At 56.5% G+C, this 16,470-nt stretch carries 16 protein-coding genes; 7 read left to right on the forward strand and 9 right to left on the reverse strand.

Annotated features, from left to right (window positions below; all coding sequences use genetic code 11):
* From ACQZ5H_RS25650 to repC, 4 genes are all read left to right on the forward strand, one after another.
* Positions 1-740, forward strand: a 740-nt coding sequence (locus tag ACQZ5H_RS25650) for an ArdC family protein (protein ID WP_449099327.1), incomplete at its 5' end; no start/stop codon positions are given.
* A gap of 180 nt (positions 741-920) precedes the next feature.
* A complete protein-coding gene (gene repA, locus ACQZ5H_RS25655) occupies positions 921-2,135 on the forward strand; it encodes a plasmid partitioning protein RepA (protein ID WP_102022175.1) in 1,215 nt (404 codons plus the stop codon).
* On the forward strand, positions 2,132-3,145 hold the full coding sequence (gene repB / locus ACQZ5H_RS25660; protein ID WP_449099328.1) for a plasmid partitioning protein RepB: 1,014 nt from the start codon (positions 2,132-2,134) through the stop codon (positions 3,143-3,145). Before repA ends, repB begins: the two co-directional genes overlap by 4 nt.
* 191 nt (positions 3,146-3,336) lie before the next feature.
* Positions 3,337-4,575 carry a plasmid replication protein RepC gene (repC, locus tag ACQZ5H_RS25665; RefSeq protein ID WP_449099329.1) on the forward strand — a complete coding sequence of 413 codons (1,239 nt, stop codon included), beginning with the start codon at positions 3,337-3,339 and terminating at the stop codon, positions 4,573-4,575.
* Between the two features lie 49 nt (positions 4,576-4,624).
* On the opposite strand, the gene ACQZ5H_RS25670 is transcribed toward repC, so the two are convergent.
* The 4 genes from ACQZ5H_RS25670 to ACQZ5H_RS25685 all read right to left on the reverse strand — a co-directional run bounded on the left by ACQZ5H_RS25670 (position 4,625) and on the right by ACQZ5H_RS25685 (position 6,993).
* Entirely contained in the window at positions 4,625-5,167 is a 543-nt protein-coding gene (locus tag ACQZ5H_RS25670) for a helix-turn-helix domain-containing protein (RefSeq protein WP_245408071.1), read from the reverse strand.
* 254 nt (positions 5,168-5,421) lie between these two features.
* Positions 5,422-5,844 carry a hypothetical protein gene (locus ACQZ5H_RS25675; RefSeq protein WP_313293282.1) on the reverse strand — a complete coding sequence of 141 codons (423 nt, stop codon included), beginning with the start codon at positions 5,842-5,844 and terminating at the stop codon, positions 5,422-5,424.
* Entirely contained in the window at positions 5,841-6,212 is a 372-nt protein-coding gene (locus tag ACQZ5H_RS25680; RefSeq protein WP_244618125.1) for a hypothetical protein, read from the reverse strand. The genes ACQZ5H_RS25675 and ACQZ5H_RS25680 overlap by 4 nt, the downstream gene beginning before the upstream one ends.
* Positions 6,213-6,288: 76 nt before the next feature.
* The gene (locus tag ACQZ5H_RS25685; RefSeq protein WP_449099330.1) at positions 6,289-6,993 is read right to left on the reverse strand and encodes a ParA family protein; all 705 of its coding nucleotides are present in this window, start codon (positions 6,991-6,993) and stop codon (positions 6,289-6,291) included.
* Between the two features lie 544 nt (positions 6,994-7,537).
* Between ACQZ5H_RS25685 and ACQZ5H_RS25690 the strand changes: the two genes are divergently transcribed.
* The 3 genes from ACQZ5H_RS25690 to ACQZ5H_RS25700 are packed head-to-tail and all read left to right on the forward strand — an operon-like array spanning position 7,538 to position 10,643.
* Positions 7,538-7,942 carry a DUF6290 family protein gene (locus ACQZ5H_RS25690; protein WP_449099331.1) on the forward strand — a complete coding sequence of 135 codons (405 nt, stop codon included), beginning with the start codon at positions 7,538-7,540 and terminating at the stop codon, positions 7,940-7,942.
* Positions 7,943-7,945: 3 nt separating this feature from the next.
* Positions 7,946-10,423: a relaxase/mobilization nuclease domain-containing protein gene (locus ACQZ5H_RS25695; RefSeq protein ID WP_449099332.1), complete on the forward strand. Its 2,478-nt coding sequence runs from the start codon at positions 7,946-7,948 to the stop codon at positions 10,421-10,423.
* 7 nt (positions 10,424-10,430) lie between these two features.
* Positions 10,431-10,643, forward strand: coding sequence for a hypothetical protein (locus ACQZ5H_RS25700; protein WP_052642558.1), 213 nt, complete (start codon positions 10,431-10,433; stop codon positions 10,641-10,643).
* A gap of 7 nt (positions 10,644-10,650) precedes the next feature.
* Here ACQZ5H_RS25700 and ACQZ5H_RS25705 read toward each other — a convergent pair whose 3' ends face one another.
* From ACQZ5H_RS25705 to ACQZ5H_RS25725, 5 genes are read right to left on the reverse strand one after another with little or no spacing between them, the layout of a single operon-like run.
* On the reverse strand, positions 10,651-12,738 hold the full coding sequence (locus ACQZ5H_RS25705; RefSeq protein ID WP_449099333.1) for a type IV secretory system conjugative DNA transfer family protein: 2,088 nt from the start codon (positions 12,736-12,738) through the stop codon (positions 10,651-10,653).
* Complete coding sequence (virB11, locus tag ACQZ5H_RS25710; protein WP_449099334.1) at positions 12,735-13,757, reverse strand: P-type DNA transfer ATPase VirB11; 1,023 nt, start codon at positions 13,755-13,757, stop codon at positions 12,735-12,737. The genes ACQZ5H_RS25705 and virB11 overlap by 4 nt, the downstream gene beginning before the upstream one ends.
* Positions 13,738-14,949, reverse strand: coding sequence for a type IV secretion system protein VirB10 (gene virB10, locus ACQZ5H_RS25715; protein ID WP_449099335.1), 1,212 nt, complete (start codon positions 14,947-14,949; stop codon positions 13,738-13,740). The genes virB11 and virB10 overlap by 20 nt, the downstream gene beginning before the upstream one ends.
* Positions 14,949-15,761: a P-type conjugative transfer protein VirB9 gene (virB9, locus tag ACQZ5H_RS25720; RefSeq protein WP_449099336.1), complete on the reverse strand. Its 813-nt coding sequence runs from the start codon at positions 15,759-15,761 to the stop codon at positions 14,949-14,951. The genes virB10 and virB9 overlap by 1 nt, the downstream gene beginning before the upstream one ends.
* Positions 15,758-16,450: a VirB8 family type IV secretion system protein gene (locus ACQZ5H_RS25725; protein WP_037093755.1), complete on the reverse strand. Its 693-nt coding sequence runs from the start codon at positions 16,448-16,450 to the stop codon at positions 15,758-15,760. Before ACQZ5H_RS25725 ends, virB9 begins: the two co-directional genes overlap by 4 nt.
* Positions 16,451-16,470 lie beyond the last annotated feature (20 nt).

The following is a 16,470-nucleotide window of genomic DNA, read 5'->3' on the forward strand; positions in this document are numbered from 1 at the left end:
ACGGGATCGCAAGCGGTTTGCTTGAGCCGTGTGCGGGGAAACTCGCAAGCACGGTTCTGAGGGGGCGGGGCAGCGGCGACGCTGCCCCGCTACCCGACCAGGAGCTTGGCGCTCAGGTCCGCAAGGGCGAACAAGGAACCCTCGTCGTCAAGTACGGGACCTTCACGCCGAAGGAGCAGGAGGCGGACGATCGCGCAGTCCCCTATCTCAAGGGCTACACCGTCTTCAACGCGGAGCAGATCGACAACCTACCTGACCGCTTCAAGAGCCAGGCCGATGATGTGCCAATGGATGCCGTTCCAGTTCTCGAAAACGTCGAATCCTTCATAGATCGCACTGGCGCGAAGATCACCTACGGCGGCAAGCAGGCTTGTTATCGCCCTGGTCTCGATGACATTCTGATTCCGGATCGGGGGCGGTTCCTCAGCGAGGTTCACCTTTACAGCACTGTTATTCATGAAATTTCTCATTGGAGTGGTGCAAAGGCACGTTTGGGCCGTGACCTGAGTGGGCGGTTCGGCAGTGAGGCCTACGCCATGGAGGAGCTTGTTGCCGAGATCTCAGCCGCGTTCGTCTGCGCCGATCTTGGCATCGAGCATGATCCGCGAGACAACACCGCGACTTACGTTGGAAACTGGCTCAAGGTGCTCAAGCAGGATTCACGTGCAGTAATCACTGCCGCCGCAAAGGCTCAGACAGTCGCTGACTATCTGCGACAGTTCAGCTCTTCTAAAGGGTAGGGGCCCTGGCATAACTGTCGGGCCTCATGCGCATCGACCCAAAACTTTACAACTGTAAAGTCGGGCATCCTTGATGCGTTAACTTCTTGTTAACGAAAAACGCCTTGAAGAATCGGAGTCAGTCTGGCATCCCTGACGGAAATGATCTCGTAAAGTGGTCAGAACCGTCAAGAGGATTGAATGTTGCAGCCAGCTTCTCAGAGCGTCAGAGACACTGCGTCGAAGATTGGGGTCTACACCTCGAAACTCTCTGCGGAGCTGAACGATATGCGTGAGGCTGTTTATCCACCCTCTGCGCAGAAAACATTTGGTCGGACATTCTCAACCCTTGACCTAGTGAGGCTACTCAAGGTTCCGGAAAGTACTCTTCGCCAGTTGACGCTGGAAGGGAAGGGGCCTTTGCCCGAGCGTGCAGAAAACAACAGGCGAACCTACACGATAGAACAGGTCAAGGAACTGAGGGCATTCCTAGCCGAACTTCGTCCGGACGAAGCTGGCGAGCTGCTTCCGCATCGTCGCAAAGGGGAAAAGCTTCAGGTAATTGCTACGGCGAATTTTAAAGGTGGTAGTTCCAAGACAACCACTTCTATCCATCTCGCACATTTTCTAGGGCTTCAGGGTTATCGGGTCCTGTGTCTGGATCTTGATCCGCAAGCATCGATGACTGCGCTATTTGGTATTCAGCCCGAGTTCGATCTCGGCGAGAATCAAACAGCCTATGCAGCCATTCGATATGACAATGAGAGGCGGCCGCTCGCTGAAGTGATCCGGCCAACCTATTTCCCGGGTGTCGATCTAGTTCCTGGCAATCTGGAGCTAATGGACTTTGAGTTTGATACCCCGTCCTATCTGACCTCGAAAACCAGAGATGACTTGGGTTTGTTTTTCGAGCGGTTAAGCAGTGCCCTGGCCCGCGTCGATGATCGATACGATATCGTTATTATCGACACCCCACCGTCCCTTGGATACTCGACGCTCGCCGCTCTTTACGCAGCCACGTCCTTAATCATTACCGTTCACCCGGCGATGCTCGACGTTGCATCGTGCAATCAGTTCCTGATCATGATCTCCGATCTATCGGAGGTGCTGGGGCAGTTTGGAGCAAAATTTGAGCATGACTTTTTCCGTTTCCTGCTCACCCGCGTGAACCCGAATGACGGGCCTCAGAAGTACATGTCTGGAGTCATGCGCCGATTGTTTGGTGATGATGTACTAGTTGCGGAGGCGCTCGAATCGACGGCAATCGCCGGTGCAGCGGTAGCGAAGAAGACCCTATACGAGCTCGAGTCGGGCGAGGTCGGTCGTGAAGCGTTGAAGCGTGCAATTGAGAGCGCTGATCGAGTTAACTCCGAAATCCTCGACCTCGTTCACAAAGTTTGGGGGCGTAGCACATGAAGAAAAGCATCCTTCAGCGAATGGCGGCCGCCGAAAACCGGGCAGAATCTACTGTGGTGTCGGACGCGTCTGACAAGCCCTCGCTGGCGCGGCGGCACTCTTCACCGGTCATTTCCAATGTGGGTCGAGCACTGACACAGCTCACCGAAGATAGTGTCATTTCACTCGATCCTGACCGTATCGACCGCTCCCCCTATAGAGATCGTTTTGGCAGCGACGAAGATGCGGCCAAAGAGCTCGAGGCGCTTAAGATTTCCATCGCAAGCGAAGGCCAAAAAATTCCGGTTCTCGTTCGGCCGCATCCGACGAAACCGGATCATTACCAGCTTGCCTACGGTTACCGTCGATGGGCGGCGATCAAGGCCATAATGGCAGAAGCGGATCGACCGGAGACCATAAAGATTCGAGCGTATGTTCGAGAGCTTTCCGATCGGCAATTGATTGAAGAGCAATCGCTTGAGAATGGTGTTCGGGAAAACCTGACCTGGATCGAGCAGGCAATGTGGGCAGTACAGCTCAAAAGTGCTGGCCTTTCCCATCGCGCCATGTGCCCAATCTTGGGAACTTCAGAAGCGGCAATATCGCATCTGTTTCGAGTGACGGAGGCGGTTCCCGAAGACATCATTCTTGCGATCGGTAGAGCAAAAGGAGTTGGTCGACCGAAATGGACCGCATTTGCCGAGTTGCTGAAAGATCCGAGCAGCGCAGCACGTGTTCGCAAGATAATCAACACGGTCGAGTTTCGAGGCGCTGACAGCTCCAGCCGTATTGCTCAAGCGATACGAGCTGCAAGTGCTGCAGCCGACAAAGTGACTGCGGAACCAACTGAAGAGATTGTTGACTTCGCCGTGGGTGACCGAGTTTTTGGCCGCATGAAGAGTAATTCGGCTGGAACTACGGTCTCAATCCCGAAGCAGGAACGCGCTTTCGCGCGCTGGCTGGCGGACCGAATGCCTGATCTTCTAAACGAATACAACAATCATTCCGATCCAACTCACCAAGAGGTGTGATCGAGACACTCGTTAATTGGTCAAGAGGAGAGACCGCGACAAAAGAAAAAGGCCCCCAAAACGTTTCCGTCATGGAAGCCTCTCTCAATTCCTAGCAAGATCGAGAATCGCATTTCCATGAATCCCAGTCAAGAGTCTTTGGCATCGTTTTGGTGAGCGGATTTCTTTTGCCTGAAGAAAGGTGAAGGAATATGCAGACGGGAAATGTGACGACGCCCTTTGGGCGGCGGCCGGCTGTGCTTGCTCTTGTAAAGAGGCAGCTCCAGACGTCCGAGACGAAACCAAACCGCCCGGTCGAAAAATGGAAAGTGTTTCGCGACGCCTGTGAGGCCCGTGAACGCCTTGGCCTCCAGGACAGGGCGCTGACTGTGCTGGACGCATTGCTGACGTTTTATCCAGAGAGCGAGCTCAACTGCGATAGTGGATTGGTGGTCTTTCCATCCAATGCCCAGCTGTCTGTCAGAGCGCACGGCATTACCGGAACGACCTTGCGGCGGCATTTGGCTGCCTTGGTCGAAGCCGGGCTCATCCAGCGCAAGGATAGTCCGAACGGCAAGCGCTACGCTCACCGTGACAAGGGTGGCGATATCGAGCAGGCCTTTGGATTCGATCTTTCTCCACTTTTGGCTCGCGCTGCGGAACTTGCAGCACTGGCACAGGAAGTCGCTGCTGAGCGCCTGCAGTTCAGACGAACTAAAGAGGCGCTGACTATCTGCCGGCGTGATGTACGCAAGCTAATTTCCGCCGCGATGGAGGAGGGGGCTGACGGCGACTGGGAAGCCATCGAAGACATGTATGTCGGCATTGTCAGCCGACTTCCCCGCAATCCGGACCGTCGCCAGGTGGAGGCAATCCTCGACGAGATGCAGCTTTTGCGCACCGAAATCCTCAACCTTCTGGAAAATCAGTTAGATTCTCAGAATTTGGACGCCAATGCTGTTCAAAATGGCTGCCACATACAGAATTCAAAACCCGAATCCATCTATGAACTTGAACCTAGCTCTGGAAAAGAGCAGGGCGGAGCCGTCGAGCTGGAAGTAGCACCCAAAGCGGTTGCTCAGCCGTTGGCAAAGCCGGAACAGATGAAGGCGTTCCCGCTGTCGATGGTCCTGAAAGCCTGCCCGCAGATTTCGGACTACGGGCCCGGCGGGACGATCTCCCATTGGCGCGAGCTGATGGGCGCCGCGGTGGTGGTACGATCAACGCTTGGTGTTAGCCCGTCGGCTTACCAGGAGGCTTGCGAGGTGATGGGGCCGGAGAACGCGGCGGTTGCCATGGCTGCAATCTTGGAGAGGGCAGGGCATATCAATTCGGCAGGTGGATATCTCCGCGATCTCACGCGCCGGGCGAGGGGAGGGGAGTTCGGACTGGGACCGATGCTGATGTCGCTGATGCGTGCAAATGCGAACAGCGATCGGAAAACGGGGTGAGGGACGACGCGTTCCTAAATGGCCATCACTTGACGGCCCTTTCCGTTCTTCAATCGTCTGTCGGGGTATCGACCTTGGATGATTTTCGACCTGGTGGCCGGCCAGGGGGACGGCCTTTCCTGCTGACTCTCGCCGCTTTTCTAGTCAGTCGTTGGCGTTCGGCCTCAGCTTTTGCTTCGGCCTCCGCTTCCGCTTTTTGCCGAGCTTCAAGAACATCCTTAGGCGTCAGTTGGCCAACTATACCGATCAAACTGCGTATGGTGTCATGCGGGAGGTCATGAATGAGTCTGAAGAGTTCAACCCGATCATCGGCCTCTTCAGGATTTTTACCGTAGAGATGAGGTGCTGCGGCATGAATCATCTGCATCGGCAGGAACCCAAGGAGCTCGGAAAGGTGAATCATTCGAGAGACGGTCAGTCGCGAAATGTTCAGTTCGTAGCGGCTGTAGACCACTCGAGCGAGACCAGCCAGGGTCGCGAAATCACTCTGGGTCAGACCAGTTTTCGCGCGTTCGTCGAGTAGGAATGCGGAAAGTTTTGCGTCGATCTCGCCGAAGCTGACTATGCCGTCGAATCCCTCCTTGCGGTACAAGGGTCTCTGGAAATCTGGATCTGTAGTCTCAACCAGTTCCCTTGATTTGATATAGTCGGATAGATTCCGCACAGTCGGTATTCCCTCAGTCCCCAAATCCGCCTGTGGCAGATATCACGCACCATAACGTGCCATTAAGGCACTGTCATCCTGCGCGCCAGTTACAAAGCCCTAACAAAAGTGGGGGGAATGAATGCCAGGATGCTGATCTCCTCGATATAAAATCCGCAACTCAGGGCGCGTTGTCCATCACCTCAAGATCCAGTGGGAGCATTCCTGTTCACGGCTTTCGCAGCGATCAGGTTCCAGCTGTGGGCGCTGGATTGAAAAACGCCTTCGACCGTTCTTTCTTCGGAGATCCAGCTCAGCTTCACGCGCATTTCGCATGCCAATGAAAGCTGGTCGATGCTGATGCACCTTGTGATCAAAATCTCAGACTTCGGCCCAAATGTCTCAAAGTCCCACATCGCAAACCGGAACAGCTCCCGTTTCGCGTGTTCGTTGGTTGGCCAATCAGCTTGTTTGACCGGCTCGGCTGGAGAAGAACCAATAACAGGCATAGTCCTCTTTATGGACTGAATGTCGATCCCTGCCTTCTCCGCTGCTTCAGGGTTGATCAAGAAGCCAAGGGTGGTGCCCACGGCCACCCCGGCCAGAAATCGAAGGTCGAGGATCAATAACCATTATCCTTCAGGAACTGGTCGATTGCGGCCTTGACGATTACCGTCATTTTTAAGTCGTTTTCAGAGGCAGCGCGCTCCAAGCGTTTCTTGGTGTCGTAATCAAGAGGGCAATTGACGAAGTGCTTGCTCTCGCGCGCCTTGTTCTGCTTGAGCTCCTGCAGTCGTATTCTGGACGCCTCACGCTCCAACGACTTGTTCGTCGCTCTCTCCCGGCGAGCCTCCGGTGAGGGCAAAATCAAACTTGATCTTGGGGGCACCTGAACGGCTGGTACCTGAGCGGGAGCTTCTTCGACAGCGACCTCGTCCGGTTGATGGCTGGCGACCGCGTTTTCTGCTTCGTTGTCTATAGCCGGCTGCGACATTGGATTGGGTACATTCCCCCGGGACCGTCGCGGTGCAACGGGAAAATCAGATATGCTGGAAGTCCCTTTAGCCATCTTACGACCTCTTCTGCTCGTTCGGCAGGAAACGTTCAATTTCTTGCATCAAGGTCATGACCTCGCTCCGGGCCTTTTTGACTGAGTCGCTCAGCTCCAGCATTTGCAGCGTCCCATATCCAAGTCTGATGTCGCGGTATGAGTTTCGCTCATAAAGCTCAGTGTCCAAGAGGTATGAATCATATCCCTGTTCCTGCAAGTTTGCGATGAAGGGGCGTATCAGGCGGTAGGCTTCCAGTGAACGTCCCGGGAGAGTAATCCGGGTTCTGAAGTTGAGATGTGGAATGTTTCGCCCGGTACGATCGCAGGTGTCAGCCACGTCCATTGCTGCCTGGCCGGCAGCAAGAATCTCGTCTTGGTTTGGCTGGATCGGGGTCATAACGATGTCCGAGCCGGCGATGATCGTGTCTCGCAGCACGGTGTCTTGACCGGGCGAGTCGATCAGCACGACATCAAACCCATGCGTTTCGTTCTCCAGAATATGCTGAAGTGATGCGTTGGTTACTGCCGTGCGAAGCTCAATGCCGTCTGGCCTGTTGTCTTTCGCCTCGGAACGGGACCACCACTCATTCAGGTTTTGTCGGCCATCGGCATCGACCAAGAGCACTTGCTTACCATGAAGCGCATATTCTCCAGCGACTAGGATTACGGCGGTTGTCTTGCCCGCTCCACCCTTGCCGCTTACCAGCGATATGCAGATTGCCATTGCACGATCCTCTCAAGACTAAAGGTTCCCCCGCCCCCTAGCGATCCGACGTGGGTTCAATCGGCACATCAGTATCGTCGTTAAGATCTTCACATCGAAGCAAACCTAACATGTGAACACACGCAGGTTAAGATCAAAACATGCGTGTGAACGCACGTTTTAGGACATCTATCAAACCACACGAGTTGGTCGTGTGGTTTTTACAAGTGTCTGGGTCGAGTGGTGAACCCCGGAGCCGCGTGAGGCCTCACTTGGCGCTCGCACGGAAGGCGCAAGGGTGAAGAGCGAAGCGTCCCTTTCACCTGAGTACGAGGGACAGACAAAGGCCTTCGAGAGCGGTTTTGGCGGTGAACCCTGGTGAGCGTTCCAACGGAAAGAGTGCGAAGCGAAGCGGAGCCAGTCGAGAGGTGAAATTAGGTTGAAATTATAAGATAGTGCCTTAGGTTTAGAGTGGCAGGATACGCAAAAATGTTTTACATTTTGCATCACGATCGTGGGACAAGCCCACGATGACGGTCGCAAGGCTCCGGGAAGGCTTAATTGATTGACGAGTAAAGACACGATCGAAGTGCCGACAGCCAAGCAACGCAAGGGGCGTCTCATCAACGTCCGCGTCAGCGATGCAGAGCATTCGGCTATCGAAGAAGCGGCCAAGTCGGCCGGTATGAGTGTGTCTGCTCTTTTCCGTTCCCTGCTCCTCGAGGGTGCTGGCGTTCGACCTATTCTGACTGCGGAAGACAGGTTGATCATGGCCGCATTGCTCGAAGACATGCGGATGATCGGCATCAATTTGAATCAGGTCGCCCGCTCCCTGAATGCAGGAAAGGGTGTCCATCCCTCAGAGCTGGACATCAACCTTGGCAACGTCCAGCGGATTCAGGCGGCCGTAATGAGTGAGCTGCGGACACTTTCGCGCCGTGCCGGGCATGAGCGCCGAGGCGAGGTGTAGGCCGTGGAGTTCTTTTTCGGCACTTTCACAAGCGAATGGGAGCAAAGGCGCGCGGCGCTATTGCACGAAATGACGCTCGGCGGCCGTGGGAGCGCTGTCGAGGAAGAGCTTGAGAAGAGACTGAAGAATCTGCAGCACCAGGTTGGGATGTCTAAAGGCGGGTCGGGATCTAGGGGAGGGGTGAGGACTTCGGCATTCAACGTGTCATCGCCTTCGAGGACGATGGCCGCCGGTTCGGGTGCTATGCGATCAATGGACGTTCGTCTTGCGAGCGTTGCCAAAGGGAGCCAGCCCGCCGTGGTCAAACTGGCCTCCTACGGTGGCGGCGCCCGCGTCGGCTCGATGCTCAACTATGTTTCCAGAGGGGGGGAGCTGAAGGTTGAGAACGAGAACGGCGAGACGTTGCGTGGCCGTGAGGAGCTGGCGCGTCTGCGTGGCGATTGGGATCACCTTTTCCAAAACAGGACCGAGAGCCGCGATATCGGCGCGTTTAGCGTCGAGGTGAGCGTTTCCGGCGGCTCGAACCCGCATGAGAAGGTGCGGGACATTCTCAGCAGCGGCTTTGGTGATCGACGCTACGCTTACACTGTCGAAACCCAAAACGATGGATCGCTGAAGGTCGAGGGCTATGTTGTGTTGCGCAGCGGGCAGGGCGAGCGGCTGACGGCGGACGTGAAGGCGGCCGCCATGGTTCAGGAGCGTTTCAACACGAGCGCCGTTGCGAAAGAGGCCCCTGCGGCTTTCTCGTTCACAGGCTATGGCAACGGCGTGGAATACGGCGCTGCCAAGTTGCGAGACCTGATCGCGCAGCGGAACGACGTCCGAGACGATCGGGGTCGTTCGATTGCCGATGACAAGGCTGCGGGCGACCTGGTGCAAAAGGAATGGCGGGATGAGCTACACAGCCGCAAGAGCCGTGACGTGATGCACGTGATCATGTCGGCGCGTGCCGGCACGGATGCTGTCGCGTTCGAAGGAGCTGTTCGCGACTTCTTGGCTGAGCAGTTTGCGGGCCACGGTTATGTATTCGCCATGCACGATCCGGAGAACGATCCGAAAGAAGCAGGTGAGGGGGGCAAGCGGCCGCATGTTCATGCCCATGCCATCGTTACCATGCGTTCGGAATCGGGCGACCGGATCGAGACGACCCCGGCCACCTTCCGGCAATGGCGTGAGGTCATGGCCGAGAAGGCGCGTGACCACGGCATCAATATGGAAATGACCGATCGGCGTGAGTTCGCTGCGCCGCCAGCCTTCACGCGAAATCAGGTTCGCGCCGTCAGGCATGACGGTCGAACCGAGCATGTAGGCACCAGCGATCCGGCACAGGCGCGATATGACGCAAAGCGAGCTGGTCGACGCGTGGTGGCGACGAGCCAGAGGAGCCGCAAGTACATCCTAAAAGCGCAGGAGACCTGGCAGAAGATTGCAGTCAACGCCGGCGACACAGTGGTTGCGGCATACGCCGCTCAGCATCGCTCCTATCTGGAAAACGGCCTTGTCCAAGTGGATCAATCGCCTGCTGGTTCGGTCATTCATGCGGATTTTGGCGGTGATTACCGCTCCAATATGTTAGCAATCAGAGACATGTTGTCGGAGGCAAAGGACATGCGCGAACAGACACGCCCGGAGTTCGAAGCGTACGAAAAGACGGTTGAAACGGCTCTGTTCAACCTTCAGCGCAGCGCTGGTCCAGAGGACCGGCCAGGCTTCGAAGAAGTTTCCTCCCTCGCTCGCGAGATCGTCGATCTGCGCAGGCAGATGCTCGAAATGAAGGAGCGTGGGCTTGATGAGCAGGATGGACGAAACGCTGCTGGCCACGTCTCCAGAGAAAGTGGTGCCGCGCCGGAAAGAATGGCATCCGAGGTGCAAGAGCAGACGAATGCAAACGTCCAGTGGGAGCCGGCTGTTGCCAAGCATGGAGAGGCTGTCGTTGAGGTAGGTCGCGATGCGATGGTAAATGTGGAACACTATCGCTCCGGCCTCGCCCATATCGAAGCTGGCGAGCTCTCAGACGAAAACCGAGAGCAGTATGAGAAGGGCCTTGAGGCCTCGCTTCATCATGCAGCTCAACTGGCCGCTTCCGGAAACGGCTATCTCCGGGATGTTGCCAACGAGGATCCGGAACTGCGCGCGGAGATCGAGACCATTGAACGTAATGAAGAGCGTGGGGACGAAAACAAGTCAAACAAGCAGCCGATGACTGCGGATACTGCCGACGATCGCCAACGCGATCTCAGGGTGGATCTGGAAGAGGAACGTCCAATCGGGCAAGCGGAGCGTGAGGCTCACCAGCTCGCTGAGACCGTGGACGCTACTCATAGGCAGCAAGATCGTGTAAATAGAGATAGGGAAGCGGCCCAGCGAGGCGGCGAGACCACTCGGACTGATCCCGCGCAACAGCACATTCCTCGTATCGAGGAGTTGGAGCGTGAACAGATTGAACAGAGGGAGCGTAATCGGGACGACCGAGACCGCTGAAGTGGCAATGCAGGACGGTAATCAGAACACCTACCTGGTGGAAGTGAACGACCCCAAGTCTGCCGACATAGTCGGCAAGATGATGGTGTGGGGCATGGTCTCCGTTGGGATCCTCGCGATCTTGATTAAGGTCTACGGGACCGTGATCGGCTGGTATCATGCTTCTGTGGCTTGGCTAACAGAGGCGGGTCAGTACGCAGCGAGCTTCTGGCCCTTCTGAACCTAAATTAGCGGCCGGCCTGTTCCATGATTGGATCAGGAACGGTCGCTGCGAATAGCTCTTCCAAGCTCTTCCTCTTGCGCGGTGATTTGCCTTCGGCTTCCCGTTCGACGACCTCCCTAAGGCGGCTAACTCGATCATTGTGCGCTTTTTCGATGTCGTTCTCTGAGACAGGTGTCGTGCGCTTTTCGGGAGCGGGCACAGCTGCCTTTGAAGGTTCCAGAGTGCCCCCGGCGCTGACTTTCTTGTTGGCCAAGGCGGATGGATTCACGACGCGAGCGGGCGAGGTGGAGGGCGCTGGCTCTTTCGGAGCCTCCTCCTGGACAGGCACCCGCGGCTCCTTCGCTTGCGCCTCAGTCGCAGGCTTTATCGCTTCCGCTTCATCAGCCTGTTCCTGGCCTGCATTGGCATAGGCTGGCGTGGTCGCTGGAACAGGTTTAGGTGGCAGGTAATCGACAGTTGGAACGGTCGGTATGTGCGTCTGAGAATAGGCTTCCGCCTCCTTGAAGGGCTGCGTCTTAAAGAAGCGCAGCTTGTCTCCAAAGATTGGCCGCTGACCCTCCACCAGCAAGATCATCTTGTTCTCGGGCATCTGGCGCACTTCCTGCGGCATCATCAGGTCCCGATCGCGAATTTGCTCGACCTTTGTTCGTCGCGGGAGGCCCATAAGCTCGATAGTGCGCGATTCAGACTGATATCGGATGGTTCTCTTGCCAAGCGCCCGGGAAGCATACTCTGCCGTGGCCTGGTCATTGGCACCAAGGATGAGCTGATAGCCGCAGTTGCCAAGGAGCGAATGTCGGGACGTCTCACCATAGATCTCATCCAGGTTCTTCAGGTCCTGGATGATGAAGGCGAGCTTGATCTTATAGCCGGCCACATAGGGCAGCTTCGTCATGATCTCGTCCATGCGCTTCAGCTGGCGAAACTCATCCAGCAGGAAATAGACCGGCACGGAGTTGGGATCATGCTCAAGGGTGAGTATGTCCATCACCTGTTGAACGAATAGCGTCAGCAGCGGTCTAAGAAGCGTGATGTCGGTAATGTTCGGGGCAAGGTAAATCGTGATGGGGCGACGCTTCATCGATCGAAGGTCCATGTCGGTCATGTTCGTTGCGGCCACAACGCGTTCGTTCTTGAACGGCCTCATCGCCTTCTGGATATCAAGCAGTGCCGAGGCCGCGGCCCGATCCGAGAGAGACAGGTATGAGTTGAAGCTCTCCATCGTGAACTTCGACAGGTACGGCTCCTTCTCCTTGATGTACTTCATCAAGGCCTGCAGATCGGTCCCGCTGTTGAAGAAGGAGTTGATCTCGCCGAGGTTCCTGCGCCCTTTGTAGAAGGGGCTTTCGAGCACATAGCTGATGGCGCCGGCGAGAACCTGCTGAGCCGTGGCCTGCCAAACGGAATTCTCGGATTCGGTGTTTTCCGGTACAAGTATGCTGGCGATATTTTGAATGTCAGTCGTGCGATTACCTCGCTCCGGACGAACGAAATCCAAGGGATTATAGCTGTTGGTCGTCTCAGAACCCGGCGCGAACAAGAAGACCTGGCTGCCGTTGCGCTTCCGATAGCCGGCGGTTGCCTTGTAGATCTCGCCCTTCAGATCCGTGACGATCATAGAGCCTTCGTGCATGAGAGCGTTGGGGATGACGTAGCCCGCGCCCTTACCGGATCGCGTCGGGCCAATAATGAGGTGGTGGCGATCGTCATACGCGCGGAGGACGTTGCTCCCGATGCGGCCGAATATGTGACCTTTCTTGCTAAACCACTTCCCGCGCCGAAGGGTTGCAAGATCCTGAAAGGCCGCATCCCCCAATGGATTGCTGGTACGTTTGAGCCCAAGGTAAGCAATCAGGCCTGATACGAGCAGCGCGGGCACTACGGAGCCGAGCGCGACCTTTTGAAGGGAAAGGGAGGAGCTATAGGCCCAGAACTGCTGAATTGGCGCGAATGGGTTTGAGGTGATTGTCGCCTCGAGGATCCTTCCGTCACCGTAGAAGAGCTGAAGCCCCGCCCCGTACGCCAGCATCCAGACTGCAAATGCGATCAACAGGCAGAAGAACAGATAGAAGGCCTGTAGCCCCTTACTCATGATGCATCCCGTGCGAAGTAGATTTCGGAAACCCCGCGCTTGCCGCCTTCGCGCCTGAGCTGGATCACGATCGGAATGACCATTTGGATGTAGGACATCAGATCCTGCTTGGAGTAGCCGGCGGACATGCCGGACTGCTGCATCATCATGGCAAGCTGTTCATAGGCGCCGAGCGGCGTATCGGCGTGTACTGTCGACATGCTGCCCGGATGCCCTGTGTTGATGGCGCGAAGGAATGAAAAGGCCTCAGCTCCACGAATCTCGCCAACAAAGAGGCGATCCGGCCGCATTCGAAGCGCCGATTCAAGCAGGTTTTGAATCGTCACGTTTGCGGTGCCTTGCCCACCCTTGGAGGCGATCAGGTGGACCGCGTTCTTCTGTGGTGGGAATAGCTCACGAGTGTCTTCAAGCGTCAGGATCCGCTCATTCAGGTCTACAGAGTTCAGGCAAGCGTTCAGAAACGTGGTTTTTCCCGACGACGTGCCGCCACTGATCAGGATCGAAACCCGCTTCGTGATGGCCGTATGGATGAAGTCGTAGATCTTCTCTGCGCGTAGATAGGCGATCAGCTCCCGATCCACGTCGCTTAGGCCCCCGACAGCAACCGAGACTTTGTCGAGAGAGCCGTTGTCACGGTAGTCCTGCAGAGAGAAATTCTGCACAACCTGCTTACGGATTGTGATCGACCCACCGTCGGGTGCCGCGGGCGGCAAGACGACCTGGATACGTTCGCCGGATGGCAGAGCTGCGCTAAGGATCGGATTAGCGGCGTTGAGGAACTGCTTCGTCGCTGCGGCAACCCGCTCGCCAATGTTCTCGATCTCGCGTGCAGTCAGAGCATCGATTTCATGATGCTCCATGTGATCAGCACCGAAGCGCTCAACATAGACTTGGCCTGGCCGGTTCACTGCAATCTCAACCACCTGCGGGTCATCGAGAAATTGCCTGATGGGCTCCAGGGACCGGTTCAGGAAATAGTGGGGATCATGAGCCGTCGTGTTACCTACCATAACGTTCACGTTTGATCTCCTTCATCGCTTCCGTGACAGGATCGTCGTCCATGGCGCTGAAATCGAGGTCCTGGCGAACATAGACAAAGATCCGCTCGCCTTGCGGTACGCTGATCGTTGGCGGGATCCTCAGGTTTTCGGCAAGTACCGTGTTCGCCATGTCGCTGAAGGTCTGCGCGATCGTTTCTCGCGCCAATTCAGCACCTCGCTCAGTGTCGTCGTTTCCGGAGCTGGAGTCGCTACCGTATCCGGTTAGATAGCTTGCACCGCCTCCGACGATCGACAGTAAGATTGATGCGCCAAAGCGCTCACGGAACTTGTTGTCGACATGACCCGTCAGGCCCGATCGCCCGAGGCTGTCCGTGCCGATGGAGTTCAAGCGCACCGACACGCCGTCATCCCGGATCAGCCTCGTCCACACGACAAAGACCCGCTTCTGCCCCCGCGTAACTTCGGACTGATATTCCCCGATCAGGCGTGTTCCTGTTGGGATCAGGACACGCCGCCCATCGAAGGAGTAGACATCCTTGGATGTGATGGCCCGGACCTGGCCCGGAAGGTCGCTGACGATCGCCGTTTCCAAGATGCCGGGGATCAGCGTGCCCTCTGGGATCATGGCGTCGATGCGCTCAATCTGCCGGGCCTTGGCGGAACGGTCACCGATCGCACTCGCTGAGGACAGGTACTGGCTGTTGCGATCCTCGCCAGCGACGGTCAAAGGCGTGCCGCTGTTCGAGCCATCGAGCGAACCATTCGCGGATCCTCCCAGGTTCTGGTCAAGCGTGATTAGCTTTGACCGAAATCGCTCTGGAAATGCCTCTTCGGCGGGCGGGGGGGCGCTCGCCGGTTGAGCTACTTCGGGCGGGGGAGGCACGTTGAATTCAGTGACGTCCACCGGCGGAGCTGGCGGCGGAGGAGGCGGAGGTGGAAGTTCCAAGACAGGCTGTTCGGGTGGTGGGGGAGCGGGTTCTCCATCGCGCACGAAACCGGGCGGCCGGAAGGTCGTGGTACGGAACTCCTCCTCACTTTGCGGGCTTTCAGGCGGGCTTTCTCCGGACGTGGCAAGCACCAGGTACGCGGCGAAGACGCCAGCCAGCAAAAGGGTGGCCATGCCGACCGTTTGATTGCGCTTCACGTTTCGATTGCTGATTTCGGCCTCGTCGGCCGCCGCCATTGCGTCGAGTTCAGGGCTGCGCTTCATTAGTTGCCGCTCCTCCTGCGTTTGCTGGCATCAGGATCCGGTTTCGGAGCCATGATGTCAGGATCAGGTGCCGCAAAGTCCGGCTTGCGGAGGTTGAAAATGCACGTCCACTGGTTTCCGTCTCGGAGCGTGTATTGCGTGGCTACGCCGTCAACGACAATGTATTCGCCTTCTTTGCGGAAGTTCCGCAGGGTCTCGGACAAGTCGGATTGAACGGCAAAAATGGCCGGCACGGTCCCTCGGCCGAACTTGAAAAAGGTCTTCTTTCCGTCATCGAACACCATTGTCGGCTTCAGCGCCGCGTCGCCCGAGAAAGAGTAGTCAATATTGACGTTCGCTTTGTCGATGCTCGAAATATTCGGGTTGGCTGCTCGAAACTCAGCCTCCTTCCGCAGAGACTCGTTCAGGTTCTTCTCCGGATAAACGAAGCGAATGCCGAAGACCTTTTTCCCTGCTTCCGGTGCATAGTCGTTGAGCTCAAGGAAGTAGATCCTCTTTGAGGTCACCACGTTCATGTTCGTGGAAACGTCCTTGGCTATCGGCTTGACGAAAAGGATGTTGCCCTTTTCCGACGGGGCAACCTGCCAACTGTCGGTGTCGCCAAGCGAGATCGTCTCAAACTTCTCATCTTCGTCGAAGATGATCATCGTTGAGATGCCGTAGGTCGCAGATACCTTCACGACGTTGTTCGGCTGATAGACGACGCTGGTCACACGCGCATCCAGACTGCCAGGGCGGGGCTGTTGCGCCGCATAGGCGTGAGTCATCGTGAGAGCGGCGATCGACGCCGCCAGAGGCAAGCCATATTTCACTGCTGGCCTCCCGAGGTCACCGTTTCCTGATCACGGCGGTAGTCATACACCTGGAAGCCCAACGGATTTTCGAAGCGCCATTCGTTGCGCTCCGGCGTATCCGTGTAGCGATAGCGAACGATAGAGATGAAGTGGCGCGTGATGACGTCTGAATCAGAGCGCTCATGCGTCGAGAACCGGACGAGCGCCGTTGTCGTGTTGGGGAAGGTGACAGACTTTATGTCGACGGTGATCGACTTATTTTTGCCGAGCCGGCGAGCTGGATTGTCAGGGTTCGCCGCACTCCATTGGGCCTGGAGATCGCGCGCTGCGTCGCCGGTGGAGAGCAAAGCTGCAATTCCAAAGTTCTGCTCGATGGCAAAAGGATCATAGCCCTCGCGGGATCGAATGTAACGGACGACATTCGCCTGAGTGACCGCCTGCTGATCGGTGATGTTCGATGTTCGGGTCAACCCTGTCTTGACCTCAATATAGCCGGTGTTCTTGTCGACCTCGACAATGTACGGCTCGAAGCTCTTGAGGGGCACGAGCATCACCAATGCGGAGAGCGACAGGATCGTGATGCCGCCGAAGATCAGCGTAATCAGCCAAGCAAACGCCTTGGACCGTTTGGCCTTCTTGACGATCTCTTGTTCCCAACGGTCCCCATCCTGAAAATAGCTCCGGAGAGCATCGTTATTCTCTGCCATGTGTCCTAGCCCTTAATTCC

It is taken from the genome of Rhizobium sp. 21-4511-3d (assembly GCF_053522545.1).